At 64.8% G+C, this 25,894-nt stretch carries 25 protein-coding genes and 1 tRNA gene; 12 read left to right on the top strand and 14 right to left on the bottom strand.

Features of this window, described 5'->3' with window-relative positions; all coding sequences use genetic code 11:
- The first annotated feature begins 48 nt into the window (after positions 1-48).
- On the top strand, positions 49-687 hold the full coding sequence (locus tag Q7J26_RS03360; protein WP_304935099.1) for an exopolysaccharide biosynthesis protein: 639 nt from the start codon (positions 49-51) through the stop codon (positions 685-687).
- Between the two features lie 290 nt (positions 688-977).
- Here Q7J26_RS03360 and flaF read toward each other — a convergent pair whose 3' ends face one another.
- Both flaF and flbT read right to left on the bottom strand, forming a co-directional pair.
- Positions 978-1,343 (bottom strand): flagellar biosynthesis regulator FlaF, encoded by a 366-nt coding sequence (gene flaF, locus Q7J26_RS03355; RefSeq protein ID WP_304935098.1) that lies wholly within the window; start codon positions 1,341-1,343, stop codon positions 978-980.
- The gene (gene flbT, locus Q7J26_RS03350) at positions 1,303-1,725 is read right to left on the bottom strand and encodes a flagellar biosynthesis repressor FlbT (protein ID WP_304935097.1); all 423 of its coding nucleotides are present in this window, start codon (positions 1,723-1,725) and stop codon (positions 1,303-1,305) included. Before flbT ends, flaF begins: the two co-directional genes overlap by 41 nt.
- A gap of 156 nt (positions 1,726-1,881) precedes the next feature.
- On the opposite strand from flbT, the gene Q7J26_RS03345 reads away from it, so the two are divergent.
- The 7 genes from Q7J26_RS03345 (at position 1,882) to Q7J26_RS03315 (ending at position 6,214) form a co-directional block, all read left to right on the top strand.
- On the top strand, positions 1,882-2,319 hold the full coding sequence (locus Q7J26_RS03345) for a hypothetical protein (protein ID WP_304935096.1): 438 nt from the start codon (positions 1,882-1,884) through the stop codon (positions 2,317-2,319).
- 24 nt (positions 2,320-2,343) lie between these two features.
- A complete protein-coding gene (locus Q7J26_RS03340; protein WP_304935095.1) occupies positions 2,344-2,541 on the top strand; it encodes a hypothetical protein in 198 nt (65 codons plus the stop codon).
- Between the two features lie 63 nt (positions 2,542-2,604).
- The gene (locus tag Q7J26_RS03335) at positions 2,605-3,465 is read left to right on the top strand and encodes a MoxR family ATPase (RefSeq protein ID WP_304935094.1); all 861 of its coding nucleotides are present in this window, start codon (positions 2,605-2,607) and stop codon (positions 3,463-3,465) included.
- A 56-nt stretch (positions 3,466-3,521) separates the two neighbouring features.
- On the top strand, positions 3,522-4,331 hold the full coding sequence (locus tag Q7J26_RS03330) for a methyltransferase type 11 (protein ID WP_304935093.1): 810 nt from the start codon (positions 3,522-3,524) through the stop codon (positions 4,329-4,331).
- A gap of 160 nt (positions 4,332-4,491) precedes the next feature.
- A complete protein-coding gene (locus Q7J26_RS03325; protein ID WP_304935173.1) occupies positions 4,492-5,085 on the top strand; it encodes an HD family hydrolase in 594 nt (197 codons plus the stop codon).
- A 2-nt stretch (positions 5,086-5,087) separates the two neighbouring features.
- A complete protein-coding gene (locus tag Q7J26_RS03320) occupies positions 5,088-6,038 on the top strand; it encodes an NAD regulator (RefSeq protein WP_304935092.1) in 951 nt (316 codons plus the stop codon).
- 86 nt (positions 6,039-6,124) lie between these two features.
- Positions 6,125-6,214, top strand: a tRNA-Ser gene (locus Q7J26_RS03315).
- A 149-nt stretch (positions 6,215-6,363) separates the two neighbouring features.
- Here Q7J26_RS03315 and Q7J26_RS03310 read toward each other — a convergent pair.
- The 9 genes from Q7J26_RS03310 to Q7J26_RS03270 all read right to left on the bottom strand — a co-directional run bounded on the left by Q7J26_RS03310 (position 6,364) and on the right by Q7J26_RS03270 (position 18,879).
- A complete protein-coding gene (locus tag Q7J26_RS03310) occupies positions 6,364-8,190 on the bottom strand; it encodes a Ca2+-dependent phosphoinositide-specific phospholipase C (RefSeq protein ID WP_304935091.1) in 1,827 nt (608 codons plus the stop codon).
- A 52-nt stretch (positions 8,191-8,242) separates the two neighbouring features.
- Entirely contained in the window at positions 8,243-11,218 is a 2,976-nt protein-coding gene (locus tag Q7J26_RS03305; protein WP_304935090.1) for a TonB-dependent receptor, read from the bottom strand.
- A 108-nt stretch (positions 11,219-11,326) separates the two neighbouring features.
- Positions 11,327-12,325 carry a FecR domain-containing protein gene (locus Q7J26_RS03300; protein WP_370651904.1) on the bottom strand — a complete coding sequence of 333 codons (999 nt, stop codon included), beginning with the start codon at positions 12,323-12,325 and terminating at the stop codon, positions 11,327-11,329.
- Between the two features lie 84 nt (positions 12,326-12,409).
- Entirely contained in the window at positions 12,410-12,913 is a 504-nt protein-coding gene (locus Q7J26_RS03295; protein ID WP_304935088.1) for an RNA polymerase sigma factor, read from the bottom strand.
- A 230-nt stretch (positions 12,914-13,143) separates the two neighbouring features.
- Positions 13,144-15,912: a TonB-dependent receptor gene (locus Q7J26_RS03290; protein WP_304935087.1), complete on the bottom strand. Its 2,769-nt coding sequence runs from the start codon at positions 15,910-15,912 to the stop codon at positions 13,144-13,146.
- Between the two features lie 200 nt (positions 15,913-16,112).
- Complete coding sequence (locus Q7J26_RS03285) at positions 16,113-16,736, bottom strand: DUF1190 domain-containing protein (RefSeq protein ID WP_304935086.1); 624 nt, start codon at positions 16,734-16,736, stop codon at positions 16,113-16,115.
- A gap of 5 nt (positions 16,737-16,741) precedes the next feature.
- Positions 16,742-17,155: a DUF350 domain-containing protein gene (locus Q7J26_RS03280; RefSeq protein ID WP_304935085.1), complete on the bottom strand. Its 414-nt coding sequence runs from the start codon at positions 17,153-17,155 to the stop codon at positions 16,742-16,744.
- A 26-nt stretch (positions 17,156-17,181) separates the two neighbouring features.
- Positions 17,182-17,829 carry a YjfK family protein gene (locus Q7J26_RS03275; protein ID WP_304935084.1) on the bottom strand — a complete coding sequence of 216 codons (648 nt, stop codon included), beginning with the start codon at positions 17,827-17,829 and terminating at the stop codon, positions 17,182-17,184.
- 3 nt (positions 17,830-17,832) lie between these two features.
- Positions 17,833-18,879 (bottom strand): potassium channel family protein, encoded by a 1,047-nt coding sequence (locus tag Q7J26_RS03270; RefSeq protein WP_304935083.1) that lies wholly within the window; start codon positions 18,877-18,879, stop codon positions 17,833-17,835.
- A gap of 78 nt (positions 18,880-18,957) precedes the next feature.
- Between Q7J26_RS03270 and Q7J26_RS03265 the strand changes: the two genes are divergently transcribed.
- The 4 genes from Q7J26_RS03265 (at position 18,958) to Q7J26_RS03250 (ending at position 22,238) form a co-directional block, all read left to right on the top strand.
- Entirely contained in the window at positions 18,958-19,638 is a 681-nt protein-coding gene (locus Q7J26_RS03265; protein WP_304935082.1) for a YjfI family protein, read from the top strand.
- Between the two features lie 15 nt (positions 19,639-19,653).
- On the top strand, positions 19,654-20,394 hold the full coding sequence (locus tag Q7J26_RS03260; protein ID WP_304935081.1) for a PspA/IM30 family protein: 741 nt from the start codon (positions 19,654-19,656) through the stop codon (positions 20,392-20,394).
- Positions 20,395-20,396: 2 nt separating this feature from the next.
- Positions 20,397-21,563 (top strand): glutathionylspermidine synthase family protein, encoded by a 1,167-nt coding sequence (locus Q7J26_RS03255; RefSeq protein ID WP_304935080.1) that lies wholly within the window; start codon positions 20,397-20,399, stop codon positions 21,561-21,563.
- 69 nt (positions 21,564-21,632) lie between these two features.
- On the top strand, positions 21,633-22,238 hold the full coding sequence (locus tag Q7J26_RS03250) for a biliverdin-producing heme oxygenase (RefSeq protein ID WP_304935079.1): 606 nt from the start codon (positions 21,633-21,635) through the stop codon (positions 22,236-22,238).
- Here Q7J26_RS03250 and Q7J26_RS03245 read toward each other — a convergent pair whose 3' ends face one another.
- The 3 genes from Q7J26_RS03245 to Q7J26_RS03235 all read right to left on the bottom strand — a co-directional run bounded on the left by Q7J26_RS03245 (position 22,239) and on the right by Q7J26_RS03235 (position 25,795).
- Positions 22,239-24,038 carry an acyl-CoA dehydrogenase gene (locus Q7J26_RS03245; protein ID WP_304935078.1) on the bottom strand — a complete coding sequence of 600 codons (1,800 nt, stop codon included), beginning with the start codon at positions 24,036-24,038 and terminating at the stop codon, positions 22,239-22,241.
- Between the two features lie 389 nt (positions 24,039-24,427).
- Entirely contained in the window at positions 24,428-24,553 is a 126-nt protein-coding gene (locus Q7J26_RS03240) for a hypothetical protein (protein WP_304935077.1), read from the bottom strand.
- Between the two features lie 465 nt (positions 24,554-25,018).
- Positions 25,019-25,795 carry a hypothetical protein gene (locus Q7J26_RS03235; protein WP_304935076.1) on the bottom strand — a complete coding sequence of 259 codons (777 nt, stop codon included), beginning with the start codon at positions 25,793-25,795 and terminating at the stop codon, positions 25,019-25,021.
- Positions 25,796-25,894 lie beyond the last annotated feature (99 nt).

Raw genomic sequence — 25,894 nt, 5'->3', positions numbered from 1 at the left:
AACCTCTGTGCGCCTACATGGCGCGAACCCCTTCCCCGAGCCGCGCTGATGCCCGCCCAACCGCCTTCGAACGACGACCTGCGGCTCTTCTCGGACGTGATCGAGGAGCTTGGCGAAGGCGACGATCCCAAGTTGAAGCTCGAGGAGCTGGTCGCCGCTTTCGGCGAGCGCGGCTTCGGGGCCATGATCCTGATCCTCTCCATGCTAGCCCTGCTGCCTTGGCCGCCGGGCGGCAAGGCGGTGTTCGCGGTGCCCATCATACTGATGTCGTTGGAACTGGCCTTTCAGCGCGATTCGATCTGGCTCCCACGCTGGGCGCTTCGCACATCGATCAGTCGCGCGGCCTATCGCGCCGGCGTGTCGCGGATCATGAAGACTGTCCGCTACGTCGAGAACCTGACCCGACCACGTATTCCGTTCCTGACCGGCGAGGTGGCCGATACGGTCACCGGTCTGGTCTGCGTGATCCTGGCGCTGATCATGGCTCTGCCGATCCCGTTCGGCGACGCCCTGCCCGGCATCGCCCTGGTCTTCTTCGCCCTGGGCATGATGCAGAGGGACGGGATCGCCATCCTGCTGGGCGCGCTCGCGACCGGGGGCTGCGCCCTGTATCTGTTCCTGATCTGGCGCACGGTTTTCGAAGTGGCTCACCACGCCGCCGGCTGGCTCGCCCAGATCTTCCATTGAAACCATACAAAAGGGCCGCCGCGTCGCCGCGACGGCCCTTCATTGTCTGACCGCGAACGGCCGGACCGCAACTCAGCCTGAATAGCGCTCAAACACCCTGGAGGGTGTAAGCGCCAACCAAAAGGTCAGGCCCGGACCTCTCCGAGGACCAGGGTCGCGGCCACCGCACGCGATTGATGACAATGAGACACTGGATCACCTCCTTTCGACTGTTCAACAGGGATTCGAAAGGTAGGTTGGTTCAACAGCTTGCAGCAATAGACTTCGCGATTTCGTGAAGTCAGTCGCGCTCAGGCCGCCTGCTGCGCGCCCGGCGCCAGCCCCTGCATCATCATGCGGTTGATGTCGATCAGGTCCTGGAACGTCTCTTCGCCCCGCATGACAGCGGAGGAGTGGCGATTGACGAACAGGCTCAGGGAAATGATCTGCGCACGCAGCGGCGTCGGCAGCACATTGGCGGGATCGCCGCAGTCTGAGGCCAGAGTCGACCACAGACGCCGGTTCCAATCCAGCGCATCAATACGCGTGGCCAGGTCCCGTTCATCGACCGTCGAGGCATGCACCAGCGCGCGAGTGACCTGGCCGAAGAGCCGGTACTCCATGTCGCGCGGCGTTTCAGCCCGCGACGTCGCCGCTTTGTAAGCTTGAAGCGACATTCAGAACCTTTTCTTCGTATTCGACAATCTTACGGGCCGCCATCAGGGCCTTGTAGTATTCGCGCGCCAGAACGTGACGCGAGGCCGAGACGCATTCGGCGAGAATGGCGGGGTTCTTGGTCGCGCCCATGAACTCGGTGATCCGAAGCGCCAATTCGTCGTAGAATTTCGCCGCAGAAGCCTCTTCCAGATACATCATCATGATCGGGAAATAGATCCGTCGAGCGGGGGTGGTGACCTCCTCCGCCTGCATGATGTCCTTCTCACGCAGCACGCTGGCGCGGTTCTGAAGGATCAGAACCCCGCGACGGTCGCCGTTCTGGACCACCGCGCCGTTCAACACGAATCGCTCGCCGGGTTTCAACGACAGCTTCAACGCCATGGACGACCGAACTCCCCAATCGGGCGGAACCGATCAATCTTGGACCGCACCTGATGAGTCGAACCTTAACGCCAGAGGGTTAACCATCTCTTGTTCCTCCGGCACGCTGGAACACCTAACCCCGCCTGACGTTTCCCATTCTCAGAGGAGGCGGACATGCCGGACAATGATTACCAGGACGACCAGGAGCAGTCGGAAGTCTTCGACGAGACCCATATCGACGACGAGGGTGAAGGCGACATCCTGCTGGATGAGGCGGATCAAGTGCTTGACGTCACCCAGGCGGACGGCGACGCCGACGAGGATGATTTCGACGAGGACGACCTCGATATCGACGATCAACTCGCGCTCGACGGGATCGAGCGCGAGGCTGACGCTCTGCTGGGCCTGGATGGCGAAACCCTGAGCCAGTCAGACGCCGACAGCAATGACCTGCGCGCGGATGACGAGGTCGAGCTGGTCTATTCCGGCCTGATGGAGAACGAGCGCGGGGCCCAGGCCAGCGCCGCCCATTGGGAATCCAAACGCCTCGACGACGACGACATCGAACAACTGGGCTACGCGCCCGAACAAAACCCCGACCCGGCGCCATGACGCGCCGATCCCCAAGGAGATGACATGAACGATCCCCACGCCAAGGCCGACTCCTCCACCGACACCCCCTATGCGAAACGAATCGTCGCCGAAGAGGGCAAGACCGACCAACTGAAGGACAAGGTTCAGGACGCCGAAAGCCGCGAAGAGGCCTTGGTGGATGAAGGTATTGAAGAGACCTTCCCCGCCAGCGACCCGGTGTCGGCCAAACACATCACCTGATCGCTGTTCATATCCGAGCCGATCCGCTAACCCGCTTCGTGACATTCACGGAGCGGGTTTTTCATGAGCCGGTTCGAAGGCACCGATCGCTACATCGCCACCGCCGACCTCAAGGTCGCGGTCAACGCCGCCGTGGCGCTGGAACGGCCTCTGCTGATCAAGGGCGAACCCGGCACGGGCAAGACGGTTCTGGCCTATGAGATCGCCAAGGCCTTCGACGCGCCCCTGATCACCTGGCACGTCAAATCGACCACCAAGGCGCACAACGGCCTGTATGAATATGACGCGGTCAGCCGCCTGCGCGACAGCCAATTGGGCGACGCACGCGTTCACGACGTCCGCAACTATCTAAAAAAAGGCAAACTGTGGGAGGCCTTCACCGCCCCCGCTCGCCCCGTCCTGCTGATCGACGAAATCGACAAGGCCGATATCGAATTCCCCAATGATCTCCTGCAGGAGCTCGATCGGATGGAATTCTATGTCCAGGAGATCGACGAGACGATCCGGGCCGAGATCCGCCCCATCGTCATCATCACCTCGAACAATGAGAAGGAGCTGCCGGACGCCTTCTTGCGTCGCTGTTTCTTCCACTACATCCGCTTCCCGGACGCCGACACCCTGTCGGCCATCGTCGATGTCCACTTCCCCGGCATCAAACCGCGCCTGGTCGCTGAGGCGCTGAAGACCTTCTACGAGATCCGCGACACGCCGGGCCTGAAGAAGAAGCCCTCGACCTCGGAACTGCTGGACTGGCTGAAGCTGCTGCTGGTCGAGGATATCGACGCGGAGACCCTGAGGGAAAAGACGCCGAACAAACTAATCCCACCACTGCACGGCGCCCTGCTGAAGAACGAACAGGACATTCACCTGTTCGAACGGCTGGCCTTCCTGGGTCGGCGCGACGGCGGCCGCCCGGGCGGTTGATCGGCATTACCGCGATTTCACTGGATCGACGCCCCCCAGCGCCCACAATAGCGAACATGAGCGTTACCGCCCCGTATCGTCTTCTGACCGCCGGCCTTATGGCCGCAAGCCTCAGCGCCGGCCTGGCGGCCTGCGACGGCGAAAACGCGGTCCGCATCACCACCACCACGACCGCCTCGCAGGACGATACGCCGTTGGGCGTGCTGAAGGTGGTGGACGGCCTGCAATGCCCGGACGCCTTGAACGTCCTGACCCGCAAGGGATCGGCCAGCCCCGGCGGCGGATCCTGCACCTATGGCGGGCCGCGCGGGTCAGAGGTCGTTCTCTATCTGGTGAAGCTGGACGGGCGTTCGGCCGATCAGGTGCTGCTGGACTACGAACGCCGCCTGTCCGCCGAAATGCCCCAGGCGGCGGTGCGGATCGACGCCCGCGAGCGTGAAGCGGGCGAAGAGAAGACGTCGGTCGAGGCGCCCGGCGTCAACATCAGGACCAGGGGCGAAGACGCCACCGTCAGCTTGCCCGGCATCCATATCGAGACCCAGGGCGACAACGCCTCCGTCCGCATCGCCGGCATCAACATCCAGTCCAAGGACGGCCAGGGCGTTCGCACCGAAACCAGCAACGTCAGCATTCAGTCCGACGGCGAAACCACCCAGGTCCGCACCCAGGCGCCCGGCGACGCCACCCGCATGACCTTCCTGCTCGCCGACGACAATGTCGAGGCCGGCGCCTGGCGTCAGGTGGGGTTCGTGGCGCGCGGTCCGGTCGGCGGCCCCCTGGTCATCGCCACTGTGCGGTCCAAGGCCACGACCGACCGGGTGTTCGAGTCCGCCAAGGACCTGGTCGCGTTGAACGTCGGGAACTGACGGTTTTCCACGCCGATTTGCGGCGCCGGCCGATGCGATTCGACCCTGCCGCCTTGATCCCCGCGCCGCTTTGCGTCACCTGACCAGCCCACACGCCATCAGGATCGACGATTTGGCCGAGCGCCCCAAGAAGAAGACCGAAGTCCGCGCCTGGCAGCGCATGCTGTCGGGCCGACGCCTGGACCTGCTCGACCCCTCGCCCTTCGACATCGAGATCGAGGACATCGCCCACGGCCTGGCCCGCGTCGCGCGCTGGAACGGCCAGACGATCGGCGAACACGCCTTTTCGGTCGCCCAGCACAGTGTCGTGGTCGAAGAGATCGCCGCCCACATCAAGCCGGGCCTGGATCCCAAATGGCGTCTCGCCGCCCTGCTTCACGACGCCTCGGAATATGTGATCGGCGACATGATCTCGCCGTTCAAGGCGGCGCTGGGCGAAGGCTACAAGGATTTCGAGGCGCGGCTGGAGGCCGCCATCCACGTCCGCTACGGCCTGCCGCCCAAGACGCCGCAGACCATCAAGCCCCTGATCAAGAAGGCCGACAAGGCCAGCGCCTATTTCGAGGCGACGCAGTTGGCCGGGTTCAACGAAAAGGAATCCCTGGGCTTCTTCGGCTCGCCCCCGCCGGGATACAGCCTGATCATCGAGCCCCAGCCCGCCTCCATCGCCCAGGCCCGCTATCTGGAACGCTATCAGGTCCTGGCCAAGGCGGTCGGCCTCCTGCCCGCCGACGACGCCTGGCACACGGAATAGGCATGGCGGGACCGGCGGATCAGGGCGTGCGCATCGGCCTGTCGGTCGTCGTCATGGCGCTGAAGGACCGTCGGGCCGTGGTTCTGACGACCCAGAGCGAGGACGGCGCCCGCGCCCTGCCCTTCGGCCCGTTCGATCCCGCGCGCGACCGGACCTTCGAACGGGCCCTGCGCGACTTCGTGACCGATCAGACGGGCTTCCGCCTGGGCTTTGTCGAACAGCTCTACACCTTCGGCGACGCGGGCCGCGCCACCCCCCGCGCCACCCCCACCCCCGACCAGAGGCGCGAGGTCTCGGTCGGCTATCTGGCCCTGACGCCGGACGCGGCCCAGGGCCAGACCCATGACGCGCATTGGGACGCCGTATTCGACTTCTTCCCCTGGGAGGATCGTCGGACCGACAGCCCCGCCCTGCACGCGACCCTGATCGAGGGACTGACCCGTTGGGCCGGCGCCGACGACCGCCGCACGGCCCGCGCCCGCGCCCTGTTCGCCCTGACGCCCGACCACCGTTGGAACGAGGAACGGGTGCTGGAACGCTATGAGCTTCTGTACGAGGCGAGACTGGTCGCCGAGGCCTGGCGCGACGCGCGCCAGACACCGCCCGACGCCGCCGCCCTTCTGCCCGGCGCGCCCATGGGATCGGACCACCGCCGCATCCTGGCGACCGGTCTCGGTCGGCTGCGCAGCAAGCTGAAATACCGCCCGGTCCTGTTCGACCTGACGCCCGGTCTCTTCACCCTGTCAGAGCTCCAGGCCGCCGCTGAGGCCGTCTCGGGCCTGGTGCTGCACAAGCAGAATTTCCGGCGCGGCGTCGAACGCACGGGCCTGGTCGAACCGACCGGACGCCTGTCCTCTGCCACCGGCGGACGCCCGGCCGAACTGTTTCGATTCAAGGGCGTCGATCCCCAGACCGGCGCCGCGCCGGGCCTGTCCCTGCCCGCGCAAAGATAGCGTCCGATTTCTTTCACAGACCGCTTGCGATGCGGCGCGCCTGCCATTAGAGAAGCCGCTCGCTCGACCAAGCGACTATGCACCGCGGAGAGGTGGCAGAGTGGTCGAATGTACCGCACTCGAAATGCGGCGTGCCTGGAAGGGTACCGTGGGTTCGAATCCCACCCTCTCCGCCATCATCCTTGCGCCCTCAAAAGCTCGGGCCGGATAAAAAGCCCCACCTAGATCCACCCATGCCGCACGCCGGGCGGTACGCCGCCTCGAAGGCGTCACGTGATCATAACGGCGCTGGGCTCCGCCGGCGTACCAGCGGAGCCCCGCCCTCCTATTGCGCCAGACCGGCGCGGGCCAGCGCCGCCTGGACCTCGGCGCGGGCGGCTTCCATGTCGCGGCGGAAGACGTCGGAGCGTTGTTCGGCGCCATACAGAACCATGCCCGACAGGATGCCGGCCTCGGCGGCGCTGTAGCTATGGGAACCGCAGATGTAGCGGCTCTCGGCGAACTCGCGGCCGCGCGCATAGAGAGCGTCGGCGCGCTGGGGCGCCAGTTCGGCCAGGATCATCGCCACATGGGACCCGTGGGCCGAGTGACCGGACGGATAGTCGGGGTTGCCGGCCAGATGGTCGCTCTTGGCTTCGCAGATCGGCTGGTCCGTGCCGATATAGGGACGTTTGGTGGCCCAGTGCGTCTTGGCGTCGCCGACCACCGAACGGTCATTGCCCGCCCGGTCCAGCAGCGCGGTCAAAACCGGCGCCGTCTCGGGCGTCAGGCGCACGCCCAGAGCCTCGGCGAAATGATCATAGACGTCGCCGGTGACGTCGTGTGTGGCCAGCACCCAGCGCGGCGTGCCCTCCAGGCTGCGGGTCTGCAGGAAGACGCCCCGATTGGCGATGTCGCGCGGCGAACCCGGCTCGGGCGGGGGCGCCAGGACGGTGGTCAGATCGGGCCGGTCCGCCTGGGCCAGATAGCCGCGCGGGACGGCGGCGGCGGTCGGTTCGATGGCCAGACCGTCGCAACGCGTCTCGGTCCGCACCCGGTTGCAGGCGGCAGCGTCCGCCCCGGTCAGGCGGACCTCATAGCCGGGAAAACGCGGATCGGTCCACAGATAGTCGGTCGACACATATTGCGCCCCACTGGCGAAGGCGGCGCTGCGGCGCGTGACGTCGCCGGTACGGGCCTCGGCCGTGTCCGCATCGGCGCGGGTGCGGACGATGAATCCGGCGCGGACGGCGGCCTGGATCCGCGCCTGCTCGGCCACGGGATCGTTCAACGTCAGATAGGCGGCGGCGGGCGACGCCTCGTCGGTATTGACGAAGAAGACCCGCCCTTCCAACGACCGCCGCGCCCCGCGATAGGCGGCGACCTTTTCAGGCCCTTCGTCCAGGGCGAAGAAGACCTTGCCCCGCGCCGCGCCCAGTTTCGGCCAGCCGCCGGCCAGAACCCCTTCGCGCAAGGTGGCGTGGCGTCCCTGGACCTGGTCGGGGGTGATCAGTCGATCCGCGTCGAACACCGACCGCACCTCGGCGTCCAGGGCGTCCCAGGCGGCCGCGTCGAAGTCCAGCGGGGTCGTCCCGCCCGGCATGGAGGCGCCGCCCGTCTTGGCGTTCAGCATGATCAGGATCGGGGCGTGGTCCGGATGGGCGCGCGACCAGTCGCGGATTTCTGTCAGACAGGCCACGAAGGTCAGGCAGGTGCTGCGGAAATCGACGTCCGGCATATGCAGGGTCTTGAAGCCGGGCCGGGCCATGGTCTCGGCGAAGGCCGCGCTGACCGGCGCCCCCTGCCCCGGCCGGCCCAGAGCGGACAGGGGATGGGCGTAGCGCCCGCCCTGCGGGTCGTTCAGCACGTCGATCTCGATCTGGCGCGCGCCCGCGTCCAGCTGTTCAGCCAGGGGCCGGTGCGAATAGTCGAGCGCGACCGCGGCGGGATTGACGGCGATCATGGCCTGGAGCTCGGCGTCCGGGATCGGCAGCTTGTAGCTGTTGTGGGTGCCCACGGCTGTCAGGTCGTTCATGCCCAGGCGGCGGTCCATCCAGGCCACAGCGCAGGCGTCGCCGCCCGCCGCCCGAACGTCCGACGCGCTCAGATCACAGGTCGGCTGGACGGCGCCGAGCGCAGATCCGGCCAACAGGGCGGCCATCAGGGTGAACATGGGGAACTCCTTGGGTTGGGAATAGGAAGGGCGTGGACCCGCGGTGTGGAGGCTACAGCGACCAGCGCAGGCTGGCGGTTACGCTGGGACCGACGCGGCCGAGTTGCAGCAGGCGTCGCGTGTCGTGCTCATAGGCCAGGTCGGTCGTGTCGGTCAGGTTCGAGGCCGCGATCACCAGTTCCCCGCCCGATCCGATATCGAACGAGGCCTGGGCGTCCAGATAGCCGGCGTCGGCCACAGTGAAGTCCGACACCCCTCCCCCCTGCATGTCCGCCTCGGATCGGAAGGCGGACCGCCAGGACCAGGAGAGGCCGACCGTGATCGGGCCGCGCTCGAAGAAGGGGTTGATCGAATAGGCCAGGCGCGACACCCCCGCCAGGCTGCGCCCGCCCGGCCCATGGCCGTCCGTCCAGGTCCCGCTGGCCCAGAGACCGAAGCCGGACGGAAGCCGACGGTGCAGGCCGATCTCCAGCCCCTGGCTGATCGCCCGGCCCAGATTGGCCGGCCGCGACATCAGCACCTCGGCGCGCACCAGGGGACCGGCCTGGGTTTCGAACACCAGCATCTCCGGCGCGGCCACCAGCCCGATGAAGTCGTCGATCGTCTTGTGGAAGGCCGCGACGCTGAGCGCGCCTCGCGGGAAGGTCCACTCATAGGAGACGTCGAGATTGGTCGACATATAGGGGCTGAGGTCCGGGTTGCCGCCAACCCCGACGAACAGCGACCCCGGCGAAGGATCGTCGATTTCGGCCTGTCCGCGCTCGTAGATGGACGAGACCAGGGAGCTGGAGGGCGCCGTCGCCAGGCGCAGATCGGCCAGGGACGGCCGGGTCATGGTGCGCGACGCCGCCAGCCGCAGCCGGCGCCCCTGATCAAGGTCGAAGGCGATGTTCAGGCTGGGAAGCAGACGGATGTCCGACCCGATGTGGGACACGTCCCGTATCGCCGCCACGCCCTTGTCGTCCGTCGTCAGCAGCGCACCGTCCACAGCCGTCCGGGTCGCCACCAGGCGAAGGCCCAGATTGCCGAAGAAGGACGCCGCCCCCGCATCCCCTTCAAAATCGATCCGTCCATAGACAGCCCCGACCCGCTCCCCCACCCGGTAGGAGTTCTGCAGGTCGGCCCCGGTGGGCTTCAGGTCGCCCGGCGAGACCACGATGCTGTCGCTTTCGCCCGGAAGGATGAAGGCGGTCTGTAAGGAGGCGAAGTCGGCGACGACCCAGTCGCCCGGATGCCGGCCGATCAAGGCGTCGAAGACGTCGTCCTGAACTCGCGACCTGAAGAAATCCGGGGTCAACACTGCCCCCGGCCGCAGGGCGGCTTCGCGGTCCCGGCGCTGATAGTCGCGGGACCGGTCGCTGACCTGGCCGCCGAAACGGAAGTCGAACAGGCTCAGTCCGCCGATCCGGACATCTGCGGTCCGGCCGATGTCGATCAGGGCCGTCGCGTCGTCATCAACGGATTCAATGGCGCGCACGCCCAGCTTTTGCCATTTCAACGCGGAGGGGTCGCCGAGATCGAAGTCGGTCTGCAGCAGGGCCGCCTTTCGCACGGAAGCGGCGTCGCCCACGTCAAAGCTGTAGGACGGCGAAACACGCGCGCTGAAGGACAGGCGTTCGAGCGGCGTATCCAGTTTGGATCGCGCGCGCGACAGGCTGACGCGCGGCTGAAACCTCCATGCCCCCACCATGACCCTGGCCGTTCCCGAGACCACGACATTCAGATGCGCCTGGTCGGAAAACTCGGTGTTGTTGTCGATCGTGCCCGACTGGACTGCGCCGGCCGAAACCACCCCGTCCGTGATCGTCGCTTGGGCGTCGGCCGCTTCCAGCAACTTGCCGAGCCCATAGACGATCCGGTCTTCGCGGATGGCGTTGTCGAAAGTCGAAACCAGGCTGTCGAACCGCAGATGGACGGACGGCGTCGCCCGCCATTCTCCCCCCAGGAACAGGCTTCGGCGCAGACGGTCCTCCTGTTCGACGGTCGTGCGAACATCGCTGGGCGCCACGACCTGTTCGCCGTCGATGGTCACCGGCAGATAGCGCTGAATCTGAAACCGGTCGTAGAGAACCGAACGCCCCTCCTGCGACAGACCGCCGACCAACCCCCAGTCGCCGTCATCCGACACGACCCGCCCGGCGACGGACAGGTCGAGACGGGGATCCTGCAGCCGCGCCTCGCCCGCTCCGCCGACCCGCAGGCTCAGGAACGGATCGCCGTCCAGCCCGCCGACCGTCTCGATATTGATGTTGGAGCCGATGCCGCCTTCGATCAGATCCGGCGTCGCGGACTTGGTCAGTTGCGCGCCGGCCAGCAGGTCCGCCGACAGGGCGCGAAAGCGGAACTGGCGGCCGCTTTGGGTCGAGTTGCGGATGTTCTCGTTGAAGGCAACCGGCGCGCCGTTCAGGGTCACTGACTGGAACAGGGGCCCCAGGCCTCGGACGCTGACGAACTGCCCCTCCCCAACCTCGCGCTCGATGGCGACGCCGGGGACGCGCTGAAGGGCCTCGGCCAGATTGGCGGCCGGCAGTTCGCCGATCCGGGTCGAAGAGGCGCTGTCGGAGATGACGTCGGCGTTGCGCTTGCGGCGCAGGGACTCTTCGATCTGTTCCGACAGCCGGCCGATCACCGTCACCTCTTCCAGCTCGGTCGGCGCTATGGGCTGCGCGCGGTCCGGCGCGGAAGCCGCCGCCCAGACCCGAACACCACGGTCGCCGATGAAGCGGTACTGAAGGCCGGCGCCGTCCAGCATCCGACCGACCGCCGCACGCCAGGTCATTCGCCCCCGAACGGCACGGCTGCGCCGCGTCTCGCCTGGTGGGGCGACAAAGGCCAGTTCACACCCCGCCGCCACACACAGGTCCACCAGGGCGCGCCGGGCGTCCTGGGCCGGAATGTCGAAGGTCCGTGTCCCGTCCTGCGCATGGGCGGTCCCGGCCCATCCGCCGCCGACCAGCACAGACACCACCGCCCCCGCGACAACGACACGTCGCGCACCGAGCGGCGTCGATGGTGCGAACGGCTTCAAGCGGAGCAGGCCTTAAGACAATGGGACGAAGATCAGCGTCGATCCTTAGCGCGACCGCGTGACAGCTCTGCGATGGACCCGCCCGCACGTGACCCAGTGTCACGTAAACTAATCGCCACGTATCAGGGCGCGGCCGTCCGAGGTCCGTTCGATGGAAATCGGCAACAGATCGTCCATGCGGTCGATCAGCCCGACCTGTCCGGTCAAGGGCAGCACCACCGTCACCTTCATCTTCGCCAGGGCGGGATCGACAATGACCATCGGCTTGTCGGCATACCGCGCAGCCTCGGCGATCACGTCCGACAGCGGGGCGTCATGGAAGATCAGTCGGCGTTCACGCCAGGCCGTGGCGGATTCGACGTCCGGGCGGCTCAGCTGGACGCGGTCCAGACCGGGGGCGAAGACGGCCTTCTGGCCCGGCGCCAGCATCACCGCGCGATCAAGCGCGCGCCTCTTGCCCACGTCATGGCGGCCGATGGCGACACGCCCTTCCAGCAAGGAGACCTCCGCCCGGTTCTGGCGCAAGGTCGTGACGAACCGCGTACCGGTGACGATCACATTCCGGTCCGCGACAGCGACCTGGAACGGGCGTGCTGGATTGTGCGCCACATCGAAATAGGCTGCGCCTCGCAACAGGACGACACGCCGGGCGTCCTGCTCGAACCGCACCTGGATCTGCGTATCGGCGTCCAGGGTGACGCGAGAGCCGTCCTCCAAAGCAAGATCCGTGATTTCACCGGGCGCGCTGGCGTAAAGCACCACGCGCTCATCGGCGATCTGGCGCCCCTGACCCGGCAGGATCATCAGGGCGACGATGGCGGCGACGGCCGACGTCGCCAGGCCGCCGATCAGAATACGTCTGCCGACGGTCGCAGGCTTGCGCGCGCGCAGTCGAGCCAGATCGCCTTCGAAGGCCCCGGCCAGAGGCGCGAGGCCGGCCAGACGCGCCTTCGCGTTTTCGTAGGCTTGCAGGTTGTCGTCTTGCTCCAACCAGTCGAGGAAGGCCGCCTGATCGCGCGCGTGGACAGTCGGCCGACGCATGCGCGCCAGCCACTCTTCGGCGGTTCGCGGCCGACGATCAAACAGGGATGTCAGGCGCTGAATCATGCGCGAACAAAACGCTCCGGGACGCGGCAGGGGGATAGGACGCCGACGCCTTCAATAATCACAACGACATAGGGGTACGACACCTCAACCCTCCCTGGAAATCTTCAGCTGACGGAGGGCTTCGGCGATGTGTTTCTCGACCATGCTGACCGAGACCCCCAGCCGCTTGGCGATCTGGCTATAGGTCTGCCCTTCGAACCGGTTGAGCAGGAAGGCGTCGCGCGTTCGCGGCGGCAGGGCGCGAATGATCCGGGCGGCGGCGGCCAGGTTTTCGCGCCCGATCAAATGCTGGTCTGCGGCGGGGGCGTCGCTGGCCACGGCGCGCGGCCCGGCGTCCAGGGCGTGGATGTCGTCGGTTCCGCGCACGCCCTTGCGGCCGGCCGATTTCCAGCGGTCTGTCTGCAGGTTGCGGGCGATCACGAACAACAGAGGCCGGGCGTCCGCGCCCGACAGATCGTGGCCGGCGCGATGAAACCGAACAAAGGCCTCCTGCACCACGTCCTCGGCGTCATCGATCGACTGCCCCTTGCGTTGCAGATAGCCGATCAGGTCACGGCGCAATTCGACGACAAGACGCTCAACCGACATGGTCGTCGCCTCCCCGCCCGCCCAACGCGCAAAGACGCCCCCTCTTGCGGAGGGGACGTCGCGCCAGGCCAGCCTCTGGGGGATCAGAAGTGATGGTCTGAACTGTAGCCATGGTCACTCGGCCAAAGCGAACCAGCGCCTCAGCCGGCCGCATGAGCGGCCGGCTGGAAGTCTGCGGACGACATCGACCGTCCGCAGCCCTCACCATGTTTTGGCGTTCGGGAAATGGATCAGAACTCCATCCGCAGGCCGAAGTTGATGCGACGTCCCGACTTTTCGTACATGGTCGGGAAGGACGGATCCATCGTATAGCCCTTGGTCGCCTCGTCGGTGACATTGATGCCTTCCAGATTGATCTGGAGGTTCTCGGTCACATTGTAGCTGGCCGACAGATCGAGCTGGCCATATCCCTCGCGCCAGATCGGATACATTTCGTAGCCGATCGATTCGACATACTTGTCCTTGAAGTTATAGGACGCGCGCGCCTGGAACTTGGTGTTCTCGTAGAACAGGGTGACGTTGTAGGTGTTGTCGGCCAGACCGACGGGCGGCGTGGGGATGCCCAGGGTGGAGGAGCCCGTCAGCGAGCTGTCCAGCACCGTGTAGTTGGCGTTGATCCCGAAGCCTTCCAGCGGAGCGTAGAACTGGCCGAAGGGCACCACGGCGACCAGTTCGACGCCGCTGACCTCATAGGAGCCCGGCTCGTTGATCGGCTGATAGACGTCGAAGGTGTAGACGCCGTCGATCGAGCCGTTGGCGTTGTACTTGGTCACGTTCGGCACCGTGCCGGTCAGGGCCTGACGCACGACGCTCTCGATCTCCTTCCAGAAGTAGGAGACCGCCAGCAGGCCGCCGTCGCCCAGATACTGTTCCAGGCCCACTTCCCATTGCTTGGCGTAGGTCGGCTTCAGATTGGGGTTGCCGTCGGTGAAGCGGAACGAGTTCCAGCTGGCCGTGCGCTTGTAGGCCAGGTCGGTCAGGGCCGGGCGGATCAGGGTCTCCGACGCCGCGGCGCGGAAGATCAGGCTGTCCGTCAGGTCGGCCGTGATGTTCAGGCTGGGCAGGACCTTGTCATAGCTGCCGTCGCTGGACACCGGCTCGGGCGTATAGCCCGTGGTGCCGTTCGGGTTCTGGATCTGGTGATAGCCCGACGAGGTGATCGAGGTATCGACATAGCGCGCGCCGCCATTGACCGAGACCGGCACCGGCCCCAGGTCGAACTCGAGGTCGGCCATAGCGTAAGCGGCCAGAACCTCTTCCGTCACTTCGTAATAATCGCCGACGTTGAACGGGGTGTAGAAGCCGTCGTAGCGGAAGGTGCGGCGAGCGTAGTCGTTCGACACCTGGCTCCAGGTCAGGTCGCGGATGCTGTAGGACCCGCCGGGGACCAGATCACCGATCGTCGTCAGTTCGCTCTGCGACATCGGGCGTCCCAGATAATCGACCAGGCCTGCGCCGGAGCCCTGGATGGTCAGCGAGCCATACTGGCGCTCTTTGGACTTGTCCGTATAACGCCCGCCGACCTGGACGCTCTTCAGCGCCGGGAAGAAGCTGAAATCAAGGTATTTGGTGAAGTCGACCTGGGCGGCGTACTTGTCGTCGTTGATCTCTTCGTAGGTGGTCTCATAGCCTTCGAACAGATAGCTCGACGGCGAGTTGTACATGTCGATCGACGCCGGATTGGCGCTCTTGATCGTCTCGCCGCCTTCGGCCGTCCAGCGCGTCCGCGAGGGCGCATAGGCCGTGTGCTTCAGGTTGGAATAGTCCAGCGTCTTCTCGGCGCCCGAATAACCCGCGATGGCGTGCAGCTTCCAGCTGTCGCCGCTCCAGTTCAGCTCGGTTCCGAACTGCTGGTAGTCGGTGTTGTTGATCCGCTCCTTGCTGAGCATCTCGTGCTGAGTGGCGGTGTAGGAGACGTCGCGCAGCACGACCATGCCGTAGTCGGCCAGGGTGGTGGCGTCGTACTCGTGGATGGTCTCCAGGGTCGAGCGGCTGGAGGCGGAATAGGCCGCCGCGTCATACTCGTCCTCGGTGGTCTCGTAGCCGCCGATCATGGCGTCGAAGGCCAGGCTGAAGTTCGAGGACGGACGATACTGCAGCGCGACCGTGCCGCCCCACTGGTCCTGGGTGTTCAGATAGGCGCGGTCGCCGACCTTGTCCTGGAAGATGATGCGGTTGGTGACATTGGTGTCGGCGCGGTTCGGCACCGAGATGCCGGCGTCGCGCAGCAAGACGGCGGCGGCCTGGGTACCGCGGGAGCCCGTCGAGGTCGCCAGGAAGCGCGACATCGGGCGGAAATTGATGCCCGATTCCGAGTCGGTGCGGTTGGTGCGGCGGGCCGTCGAGAAGGACACCAGCGCGCCGAAATCGCCCCAGGTGTCGCTGGCCAGGAAGGCGATCTTGGGATCGACTTCTTCGGAGATGGAGTTGTAGGCGCCCTCGACCGAACCGACGACCCGGCGACCGGCGTAGTCGAACGGACGCGCCGTCGAGATGTTGACCGAACCGGCGATGCCGCCTTCTTCATCCGCTGCGCGCGGCGACTTCTGGACCGTCACCTGCTGGATGATTTCCGAGGCGAAGATGTCGAACTCGACGTCACGGCCGCCGCTGCCCGAGGCGGTCGCCAGGCCGTTGATACTGACGAAGGTGAACTCGCTGGGCAGGCCGCGCACGGACACGCGCTGGCCCAGGCCCTTGTTGCGTTCGATCGTCACGCCGGGGATGCGCTGCAGCGCCTCGGCCAGGTTCTGCTCGGGGAAGTTGGCGACGTCGGTGGCGACGATGGAGTCCGAGAAGCCGATATTGTCGCGCTTGATCTCGACCGCCTGTTCCAGGCTGCGACGATACGAGCCGGTGACGACGATTTCGTCGATCTCGGTCGCTTCAGCCGCATTTGGCGCGGTGACGACGGCTTGATCGGCAGACTGCGCCAAGGCCGCGAACGGCGACACGGCGACCATGGCGAATGCCGTGGTGCCAAGGATTCGGTTCTTCATTTCAGGTAGCCCCCAGTGAGTTCTAGGCGCTTCAACGACCGGGCCTCAAAGCCCCTCAATGTGTGACAGGGCTTTTCATTCAAACTTCACGGCGCTGTCGCGTTCGCCGCTCCCGGACAGCAAAAACGGCCCGCCGGACGCCCAGGAGGACGTCTGACGGGCCGCTTGTTCAGCCTGATTTGTTTCCGCCTGCGGGGCGGCTAGCCGCCGTAGCTGCGACCGCCCCCGCCGAAGCCGCCGCGCGAGACGACGGCCGTGCGGCTCTGCACCCGGGCCGGCGCCTGGCGCGCCACATCGCCATGTTCGCGGGCGTTGGTGACGGTGCGACCGGTTCGGTAGTCGCGATAGGTGTAGCCGCCGCCGTAGCCGTTCGAGTAGCGGTTCTCACGGTCGCGATACAGCGGGCCGCCGCCGCGATAACCGCCGCCGTTCAACAACTGGCCGACCACGAACCCCGCCAGCAGAGGCGTGAAGAAGGATCCATTGCCGCCCTGATTGTTGGGCTGACATTGCGACGGCCCCCACTGGCCTTCGCATTCTTCGCGCGTCGCATAGCGTGGGGCGGTCTTGGCGGCTTCTTCCTGAGCCTTGGCCAGGGCGGCGTCGCACTGGTCGTCGGGGATGTCGTTGGCGGCGCGGCACTCGTCCAGACTGGCGTAGGCCAGGGCGGGTTCCGGCTCGGGCTCGGGCGCGCGCACCTGCGGCGAGCTACAGGCGGCCAGCGAGAAGCTGGCGGTCGCCATCAGACTGCTGACATGCAGGATGCGCGAGCGCTTCAGCCGGCGCATGGTTTCCGTCTTGGGCAGGTCCTTGGGATCGGTCATGGCGGTCACGACGTCATGCAGGCGGCGTTCAGCAGCCCGACGCAGATGGAGATGGAGGCCAGATAGACGGCCGCAGCGATTTCGCCCGCCTCGATCCGGGCCACCAGATTGCGGAAGGCCATGCGGCTGATGGCGACGAAGACCACGATCTGGATCACGCCGGCCAGCAGGGCCCAGGCCGCGAACTCCACCAGGCTGACGGTGTGCGACAGGGCCGAGGCCAGGGGCAGGACATAGCCGATCAGGGCCCCGCCCAGGGCGATGGCGGCGGCGGTGTTGCCTTCACGGATCAGCGTATGCTCGTGATAGGGCGTGACCCACTGGTAAACCAGCTTGAAGGCCAGGGTGAAGCCGCCGGCGACGGCGAAGGCGATCAGGAAGGCGATCGCGCCCTGCTGAAAAATGAACCAGTCGAACATTCGGTCTTCCCTTTCGGATCGCGCGGTCAGGCGCGGAACTCGGCCATTTCCAGTGGAATGCCGATCATGATTTCGTGCGTCGTCTCGCCACCCTCGGGCTGTTGCTCCAGGGCGATCATCAGTTCGCGTCCGTCCGCCAGATCGCGTGCGTACAACATGCAGGTCTGGAAGATCTTGGCGTAGGGGGTGGTCGCCGTCCGGTCGTCCCAGATGGTTTCCCATAGAGTGACCGGCGGCTGAACGGCGTCGCTCTCGGCGAACCAAAAGCGCGGATAGTCCGGCAACTCCTCCGCCGCGCCATGGAACACCGGCGCCGACAGACGGTCGCGCCAGATCCGGCGCTCCCGCTCGCCCGGCGGATAGGCCGAGGTCCAGGGGATGAACAGGCTGAAATCATAGCTTTCGGCGCCCGCCTCATCGTCGCTCATGGCCTGAAGCATGACGTGGTCGTCGGTGTAGAAGCGGTGGACGAACTGGCCGCTGTCCAGACTGACCAGACCCTGGGCCGAAATGTCCAGCACGTCCCGATCCAGAACGAAATGGGTCTCATCGCCCAATCGACGCCAGGCCAGCGGATCCAGCGACACGGTGCGGCCCACGGTGATGTTGCGCACGGTCGCCAGCTTGGAGGCGGGCTCGACCTTGCTCGATGATCCGAAGAGTTTCTTGAACATCTTTTACCGGCTTCCCGCCAAGCTGGCCTGATCCAGCCGGGCTGAAGACACATAGAACAAGCGGTCGCCCGCCTCTACGTCCGTTTCGGCCGGCGGGTTGAAACGCGGCGCATCGGCGCCCTGCGGCTGCAGCGCCAGAAGGGTCGCTTTGTGATCGAGAAGCCCCTGGGTCAGCTTGCCGATTGACCGAGCCCCGCCCTGCCATTTCAGACTGAACAGGGTGGCGCTCTCGTCCAACTGGCTGGTCAGGGCGCTGATGACCTGGCTGGAGCCGGGGTCGCGAGCAGAGCGCGCCAGCATTTCCGGCCCCGACGACAGGACGATTTCGACGTGCGGACAGTGCTGGGCCAATAGGCGCGCGCTGTCGGCGTCTTCGAAGAAGCAGACGATATGCGCGGTCGCAGGCGCCGCCGCTGACGCGGCCAAGGTCGCGGTCAGGGTGTCGGAATCATTGTCGGCGTACACCAGGATGCGGCTGGCGCCGGCCGCTCCGGCGCGAGCGAGTCCTTCGGCCGAGGTCAGGCTCTCGCTCTGAACATAACGGATGCGCGAATCCAGATCGGCGATGACCTGACGCGTCACCAGGACCAGGGTCTGGGTCGTGTTCAGTTCAGCGCACAGTTCGCTGATCATCTTGGGCGTCCGAGCCGGATGATAGCCGATCAGAATGATCGTATCGCTCATCTTGGAATAGTCTCCCTTTCCGGCGCGGCGCACGCGCCAGATGTCGCCGATTGCGCCCAGAACCTTGGCCACCACGGTCGTGAAGGCGGCGATGGCGCCGGGGAATATCCAGATCGCGGTGACCAGCCGTCCGGCTGCGCCTTGCGGGCTGAGATCCCCATAACCTACGGTATAGGCGGTCGTCGCGTACCAGTAGATGAAAGTCGCAGGCGGATGAAGCTCGGTTTCTCCCGCCAAGGCCAGCAGGAGCCAGGACGAAACCGCATGAAACAGGATCAGCCCGGTCAGCATCCGCCAGTGCATATCGGCCATGGCGTGAAACGCCCGGTCGAAGATCAGCGCCAGTTTCATCCTCGGCAACAACATGCCATCCCCTCGGTCCGAGCCAATTGATCGCAGACCCCTAGGCGAAGTCAAGCGTTCATGTTACGCGTTTCATGAAACATGCCCAGCGCCATCCCGCCCTCGTCCGCCGCCAATGATCGCATCCGTGCGTGGCGGCAGGCGCGTCGTGAGGCGGGACTGGTCAAGCTGGAGCTCTGGGTGCCCGAATCCGCCCGCGACGACGTCAAGGCCGCCGTCCGCGCCATCATCACCGATTCCACCCGCGGACCCCGCCTTGCCGGCCGCGCGCGCCGCCCCACTTCTCATTCCATCACCCCTGGAGACGACCACCATATGGACGCCGTGATCGAAACCCCCTGGACCGTGCCCGCCATCAAGGCGGCGCTGGACGAATCCCCCCTGCTGCGCGAGGGCGAGATGACCCTGCGCGTGCTGGAGGGCGCCGAGCCTGTGCTGCTGGCGACCATGCACGAATACGGCGATCTGCCGGTCTATCTGAGCGTCGGCGGCGCCCAGATCGTTTGTTCGGTCCTGCTGTGGCCCGTCGCCGAACAGGCCGACCGCCACGCCTTCAACGAGTTCCTGCTGAAGGCCCAGCGCGTGGTGCCCCTGTCCAACTTCGCCATTACCAACGTCGGCGGCGAAGACGTGTATGAGCTGATGGGCGAACTGTCGTGCAAGACGACCCTGCAGACCATCCTCATAGAACTGCGCACCCTGGCCGAGAATGCGATCGACGCCACCGAACTGCGTGAAACCTTCGGCGCCGACGCCGCCTGATCCGGAGACCCGACCATGTCCATGCTCAGAAAACTCTCCGCCCTGTTCCGCGGTTCGGCCCATGACGCCGCCCAGGGCGTCGTCGACGCCAATGCGCTGAAGATCCTCGACCAGGAAATCCGCGACGCCGACAATGCTCAAGGCAAGGCGCGCGACGACCTGGCCGGCCTGGTAGCCCGCCGCCGCATGGCCGAAAACGAAATGGCCAGCTTCCGCGACCAGATCGCCAAATACGAAAGCTCGGCCCGCTCGGCTCTGGGCCAGGGCAAGACCGACCTGGCCCGCGAGGTCGCCGGCCGCATCGCCGAACTGGAAGTCGAGATCACCAGCCGCGGCCCGCTGATCGAGGACATGAAAACGGCCGAGACCCGTCTGCGCACCGCCATCGCCTCGACCGACCAGAAGATCGAAACGCTTCGTCGCGAGATCGACATCGTCAAGGTCAACGACTCCGTCCAGCGCGCCCAGACCTCGGTCGCCCTGAACTCGGCCGGCGCCCAGTCGCGCATCGGCTCGGCCGCCGACAGCCTGCAACGCATCAAACAGCGCCAGGCCATCCAGGAAGAAAAGCTGAATGCGAACCAAGCCCTGGAAGACCGCCGCACCGGCGCCGACCTGGACGCCAAGCTGCGCGAGGCCGGCATCCTGCCAGGTCATTCGTCGGCCGACGACGTCCTGGCCCGCCTCAGCCAGCCGGACGTGACCGTAGTCACGCCGCGCATCGGCCAATCGACGCCCGACAAAGACCCGGCCTGACCATGGAACGTCTGCGCCTCGAACCCCGCACCGACTGGGACGCCAAGGCCGAGGAACTCGGCTTCACCTGGCGCCATACCGACGGCAAACCCTACTGGGACGAGACGGCCGCCTACGCCTTCTCGCTGGCCCAGATCGAGGATGGGATCGAGGTGCCGACCGCCGAACTGCACGGCCTCTGCCTGGACCTGGTCAATGAAGCGGTCCAGTCCGAGCGGCTGATGGAGCAGCTCGATATCCCCGAGCCGATGCGGGACTATGTCGCCGACAGCTGGAAACGGCAGGAGCCGTCGCTGTATGGCCGGTTCGACTTCGCCTATGATGGCGCGGGTCCGGCCAAACTGTACGAATACAACGCCGACACCCCGACCAGCATCTATGAGACGGCGGTGTTCCAGTGGCTGTGGCTGGAGGACCAGATCGCCGCCGGCGTCCTGCCCGCCGACGCCGACCAGTTCAACAGCCTGCATGAAAAGCTGGTCGATCGGTTCCGCGCCATCTTCCCGGACGGCGGTTTCCTCCATTTCAGCTCCGACGCCGACTTCGTCGAGGATCGCCAGACGGTGCGTTTCCTCGAGGACCTCGCACGCCAGGCTGGGCTGGACCCTCAGTTCGTCGCCATCGACCAGATCGGCCTGAACGAAGACGGCCGGTTCGTCGATCATGAGAACTGGATCATCCAGGCGATGTTCAAGCTCTATCCGTGGGAGCAGATGCTGCGCGACGACTACGCCGCCCCTTTGCCGACCGCCGAGGTCACGGTGCTGGAGCCGGCGTGGAAGAGCCTGTTGTCGAACAAGGCCATCCTGCCCTTGCTGTGGGAACGCCACCCCGGCCACCCCAATCTGCTGGAATCCTATTTCGAGGGTGATCCTAGGGAGACGGCCCTGGGGACCTCCTATGTCAGAAAGCCCCTGTTCTCGCGCGAAGGCGACAATGTCGAACTGATCGACCAGGGGCTAAGCGCGGCCGAGGTCGTGGACGGCGGCTATGGCGAGGGCCGCTACATCCGTCAGGCCCTGCACAATCCGCCCCTGTTCGACGACAACTATGTCATCGTCGGTTCCTGGGTTGTCGGCGAAGAACCGGCCGGCATCAGCCTGCGAGAGGACACGGGCCGGATCACCCGCAACACTTCGCGCTTCGTGCCCCACTTCATTCGCGACTGAGGACCACCGACCTACTTGCGATTTATTCGCAAGTAGGTTAGCTCCAGCCTCAGCAACCCGAGGCGTTTGATGACCGAAGTCGATACGAGCCGCGCCAGACGTCTGAAGGCCGCCACCCATGGCGTTCACGATGGGCTGGATCAGGCGATCATGAAGGCGGAACCCTTCGCCAGCCGCGACGCCTATGCGGACTTCCTGCGGGTCCAGCAGCTATTCCATCGCGACATCGCCGCCCTCTACGACGCGCCCGCGCTGGCGAACAAGATCCCAGATCTGGCCGACCGCCGCCGTTACCAGCAAGTCTGCGCGGATCTGGCCGATCTGGGCGCCGCCCCTGCGCCGGAAGATGACCAGCCCCGCTTTGGACCGGGCGAGCCGGTGGACGCGCCCACAGCCCTGGGCTGGCTCTATGTGGCCGAGGGATCGAACCTGGGCGCCGCCTTTCTGCTGAAGGCCGCCGCAGGCCTGGGCCTGTCGGCCGAGTTCGGCGCCCGCCACCTTGCCGCCTCGCCCGAGGGCCGCGCCAACCATTGGCGCAGCTTCACCGCCGCCCTCGACGCCCTCGACCTGACGGTGGATGAGGACGCGCGGGTCATGGCCGGCGCCTCGGCCGCCTTCAGCCGTGTGCGCGGCCTGGTCGACCGGACCTTCTGGCCCGGGACCGCCGCCGCCTGATCAGAACCAGGCGTCCTGCATCGCCAGCGTCGTGTCGTCCCGGCTGACCAGCAGATCCAGCATCGGCCCGATCTTCGGCAGCTCCCAGCGGAAGAAGTATCGCGCCGCCTGGCGCTTGCCGTCGTAGAAGTCGCCGGTCTTGCCCGCCGCCGCCAGCGCCTGCTCCAGCCAGATCCACGCCAGCACGGCATGGCCCACGGCCTCCAGATAGGTCGAGGCGTTGGCCAGGGCCCGCTCCGGATCCCCATCACGCCACACCGTCGCCGTCGCCTCGCCGATCCGGGCCATGGTCCGCGCCAGGGCCTCGCCATAGGGCGCCAGCTCGGCATCGCCCGACGCCCGCCCCACCGTGGCCATCACCGTCTCGCCCAGAAGTTTCAGGCCCGCGCCGCCATTCATGATCGCCTTGCGACCCAGCAGGTCCAGCCCCTGAATTCCGTGCGTCCCCTCGTGGATCGGGTTCAGCCGATTGTCGCGATAGAACTGCTCGACCGGATAGTCGCGGGTATAGCCGTATCCGCCCAGCACCTGGATCGCCAGGCTGTTGCCTTCCAGGCACCATTGCGACGGCCAACTCTTGGCGATTGGCGTCAGCATGTCCAGCAGCCGCCCGGCCCGCTCCCGCTCGGCCGGGTCCTCCGCCGTCGTCTGGTCGTCGGTCAAAAGGGCGCAATACAGGTTCAGCCCCAGCGCCCCCTCGGCATAGGCCTTCTGCGCCAGCAGCATCCGGCGCACATCGGCGTGCTGGATGATCGGCACGGGCGGACTGGCGGGATCCTTGGCCGAAAGGGGCCGTCCCTGCGGCCGGCCGCGCGCATAGTCCAGGGCGTGCAGATAGCCGGTATAGCCCAGGGCCGCCGCCCCCGCCCCGACGCCGATCCGCGCCTCGTTCATCATGTGGAACATGGCGGCCAGCCCCTGATGCGGCGCCCCGACCAGCCAGCCGACCGCACCCCCCTGCCCGCGCGGCGCATACCGTCCCTCGCCGAAGTTCAGCAGGGTGTTGGTCGTGCCGCGATAGCCCATCTTGTGATTGAGCCCGGCCAGGACGACGTCGTTGCGCTCGCCCGGCGCGCCGCTCTCGTCCAGCAGGTGTTTCGGAACCACGAACAGCGAGATCCCCTTCACCCCCGCCGGCGCCCCCTCCATCCGCGCCAGCACCATATGGACGATGGTCTCCGACAGGTCGTGATCCCCGCCCGAGATCCACATCTTCGATCCGAACAACCGATAGCTGCCGTCGGCTTGCGGAACCGCGCGGGTGCGGATGTCGCCCAGCGACGATCCCGCCTGGGGCTCCGACAGACACATGGTGCCGAAGAACCGCCCCTCCAGCATCGGCCGCACATAGGCGTCGATCTGCGCGGCCGTGCCGTGCGTCTTCAGCAGATTGGCCGCCCCGATGGTCAGGAACGGATAGGCGGCGGTGCCCACATTGGCCGCCTGGAACCAGGCGAAACCGGCGCGCTCGATCACATTGGGCAGTTGCAGCCCGCCCAGCTCATAATCCTGCGACGCCGAAAACAGGCCCGCCTCACGGAACGCCGCCAGGGCCTGGGCCACCTCGGGGATCATCGTCACCCGCTCGCCATCGAACGTCGGCTCGTTCTGATCGGCCTTGCGATTGTGCGGCGCGAACATATCCGCCGCAAGCTGGGCGCAGGTGTCCAGCACCCCGTCGAACGACACCCGATCATGATCCGCAAACCGCGCCCGCTGCGTCAGCCGCTCGACCTCCAGCCATTCATACAGAATGAAATCGAGATCGCGCCGGGACAGAATCAGCGAGGCGTCGGACATGCGAAGGCTCCGGAGACGCCGCCTTGCGGCGACACCTGATGAGCCTAGGTCGCCGCCCTCGAAGCGGCAAGTTCGACGAACCGGTCCCTATCCCGCAAGCGACGCTCAGATTTCTTGAAAAGGCAGGCGGCGCACCCTACTCATAATGATTTGCACTACCTCTTGCTATAGTCTTAGCGCTGCACGGTCCGACTTTCGGAGTTTTTATAAGCGGTTCAGCTAGGTTCTGAATGAGCTGGTCTGGTACAGAACGGTCGGGCAGCTCCCTAGGAGCCGATGTAACGAAGCGGCCATTTCCTCGCCCACGATAACATTACCGCTGTCCACCATTGCCGGTCGTCCAGCCAATCTAATAAGCGCCCCGCAATCGGCAACGCCTTCGAATGCGCTTACCGCCGTTCCGGCGCCTTCGCCAGCGGCAGTTCGCCTGGGGCGACCAGCCGTGAGAGCGGCGCACGGCTCAGCCCGGTCAGGGCCAGCAGTTCAGTGACACGGCAGGTGATCCGATCCTGCATACATCCCGTTTCCGCTAGCGCAGCATGAACACCGCCCTGTCGCACAACGGCCCGCGTGGGCCCGTCCGCTGTAAGCCATTGGCTACACGCGCCACTCAATACGTGAATTACGCCAAAAACAGTTGTCCGCAAATTCGTCAAAGACAGAATAATCACCTTGCTTCTTGGTTATTGGCTGGCTCAGCGGTCAGGGGCGAGCAATGACTGTGTATGGCCAAAGCTGGATGGAATACTCAGCCTGGATGTTGATAGAGAGAGAGACATGGAAATCTCGTGTTGATCAAATGCCGAGACGATAATTTTGTCGACAAAAAAATAAACATTTCTCGCTTTAAAATATTTCGCGGTTCTTTTTATTTGAAACAATGCGAACGAGCCGATGATGAGTGGGATTTCATTGTAAAAATGCCAAAGCTACATCTGCCAGATTACAAATCTTGACTCACAGTGCTAGCTAACAGCTACCTAAATATTGAGATTGGGTTCATAACCCAATTTTTCAGTCAGCTCAATTCCACCAAGATGCTCAAATATTTCTTCACAATTATCATTCCAACATTCATCTACATTAGAAATTGAACCACTGTAAGTTGGAGTCGGCATCCATAAAGATTTTTCTATTATATCAGAAATCAATACATGATTGCAATTTACGATATCCAATATTCGTTTAAATTCCAAAACTTGATTATCGTAACCATGCATCCCAGTTATTTTTTCGAATTGTACGACGTTGCTTGGATACGCGTCCATCCACAAAGTGGAATATTTAAACTCTGACATATATCCGCCGCCAAGCTGGCGCAAAAAAGCCTCCATTTTCTCAAATCTGCAAGAGATCTCGACCCAATCCCTCGACCCAGACAACCAATTCGGATTCGCCCTTATTCTACGCTCTTCAAATCTCATCGCTGACACAAGCGCCGAACGTGGATGTCTTACTGAAATAATCTTAGAAAAATCTCCAAAAAGGCCGTCTATTTCTAGGGTATAAGGAATGTGGCCAACGACGAACTGACCGGGCATTACTTTTGTAATTGCCACCTCTAGAGGTTCGTGGATCGTTAAATCTACAACGTTCGCTATTTTTTCTTCTGGCGTTAAGTTTCTGTAATCTGAATATTGATATTCAGACAGATGCATTTCGCAATCAATGATGGACATTTCCTTTAGGATATTTGCAATTAAATACGTGCCGGATTTTGGCATCGTAGCCACGATAATTTTTTCTTTTCTATTCATTTTCTACTTCGCTCATGTTTTCATTTTTGATAGACGGCAATTGTCGGGGAGCTTATGAAATAGGTCATTGCATGGCTCCTCCCACCATAGCATTTCCGC

Source organism: Brevundimonas sp., from assembly GCF_030656255.1.
GTDB lineage: Bacteria > Pseudomonadota > Alphaproteobacteria > Caulobacterales > Caulobacteraceae > Brevundimonas.
Note: the sequence above shows the minus strand (reverse complement) of the source record. Positions and strands in the feature narration are given on the sequence as shown.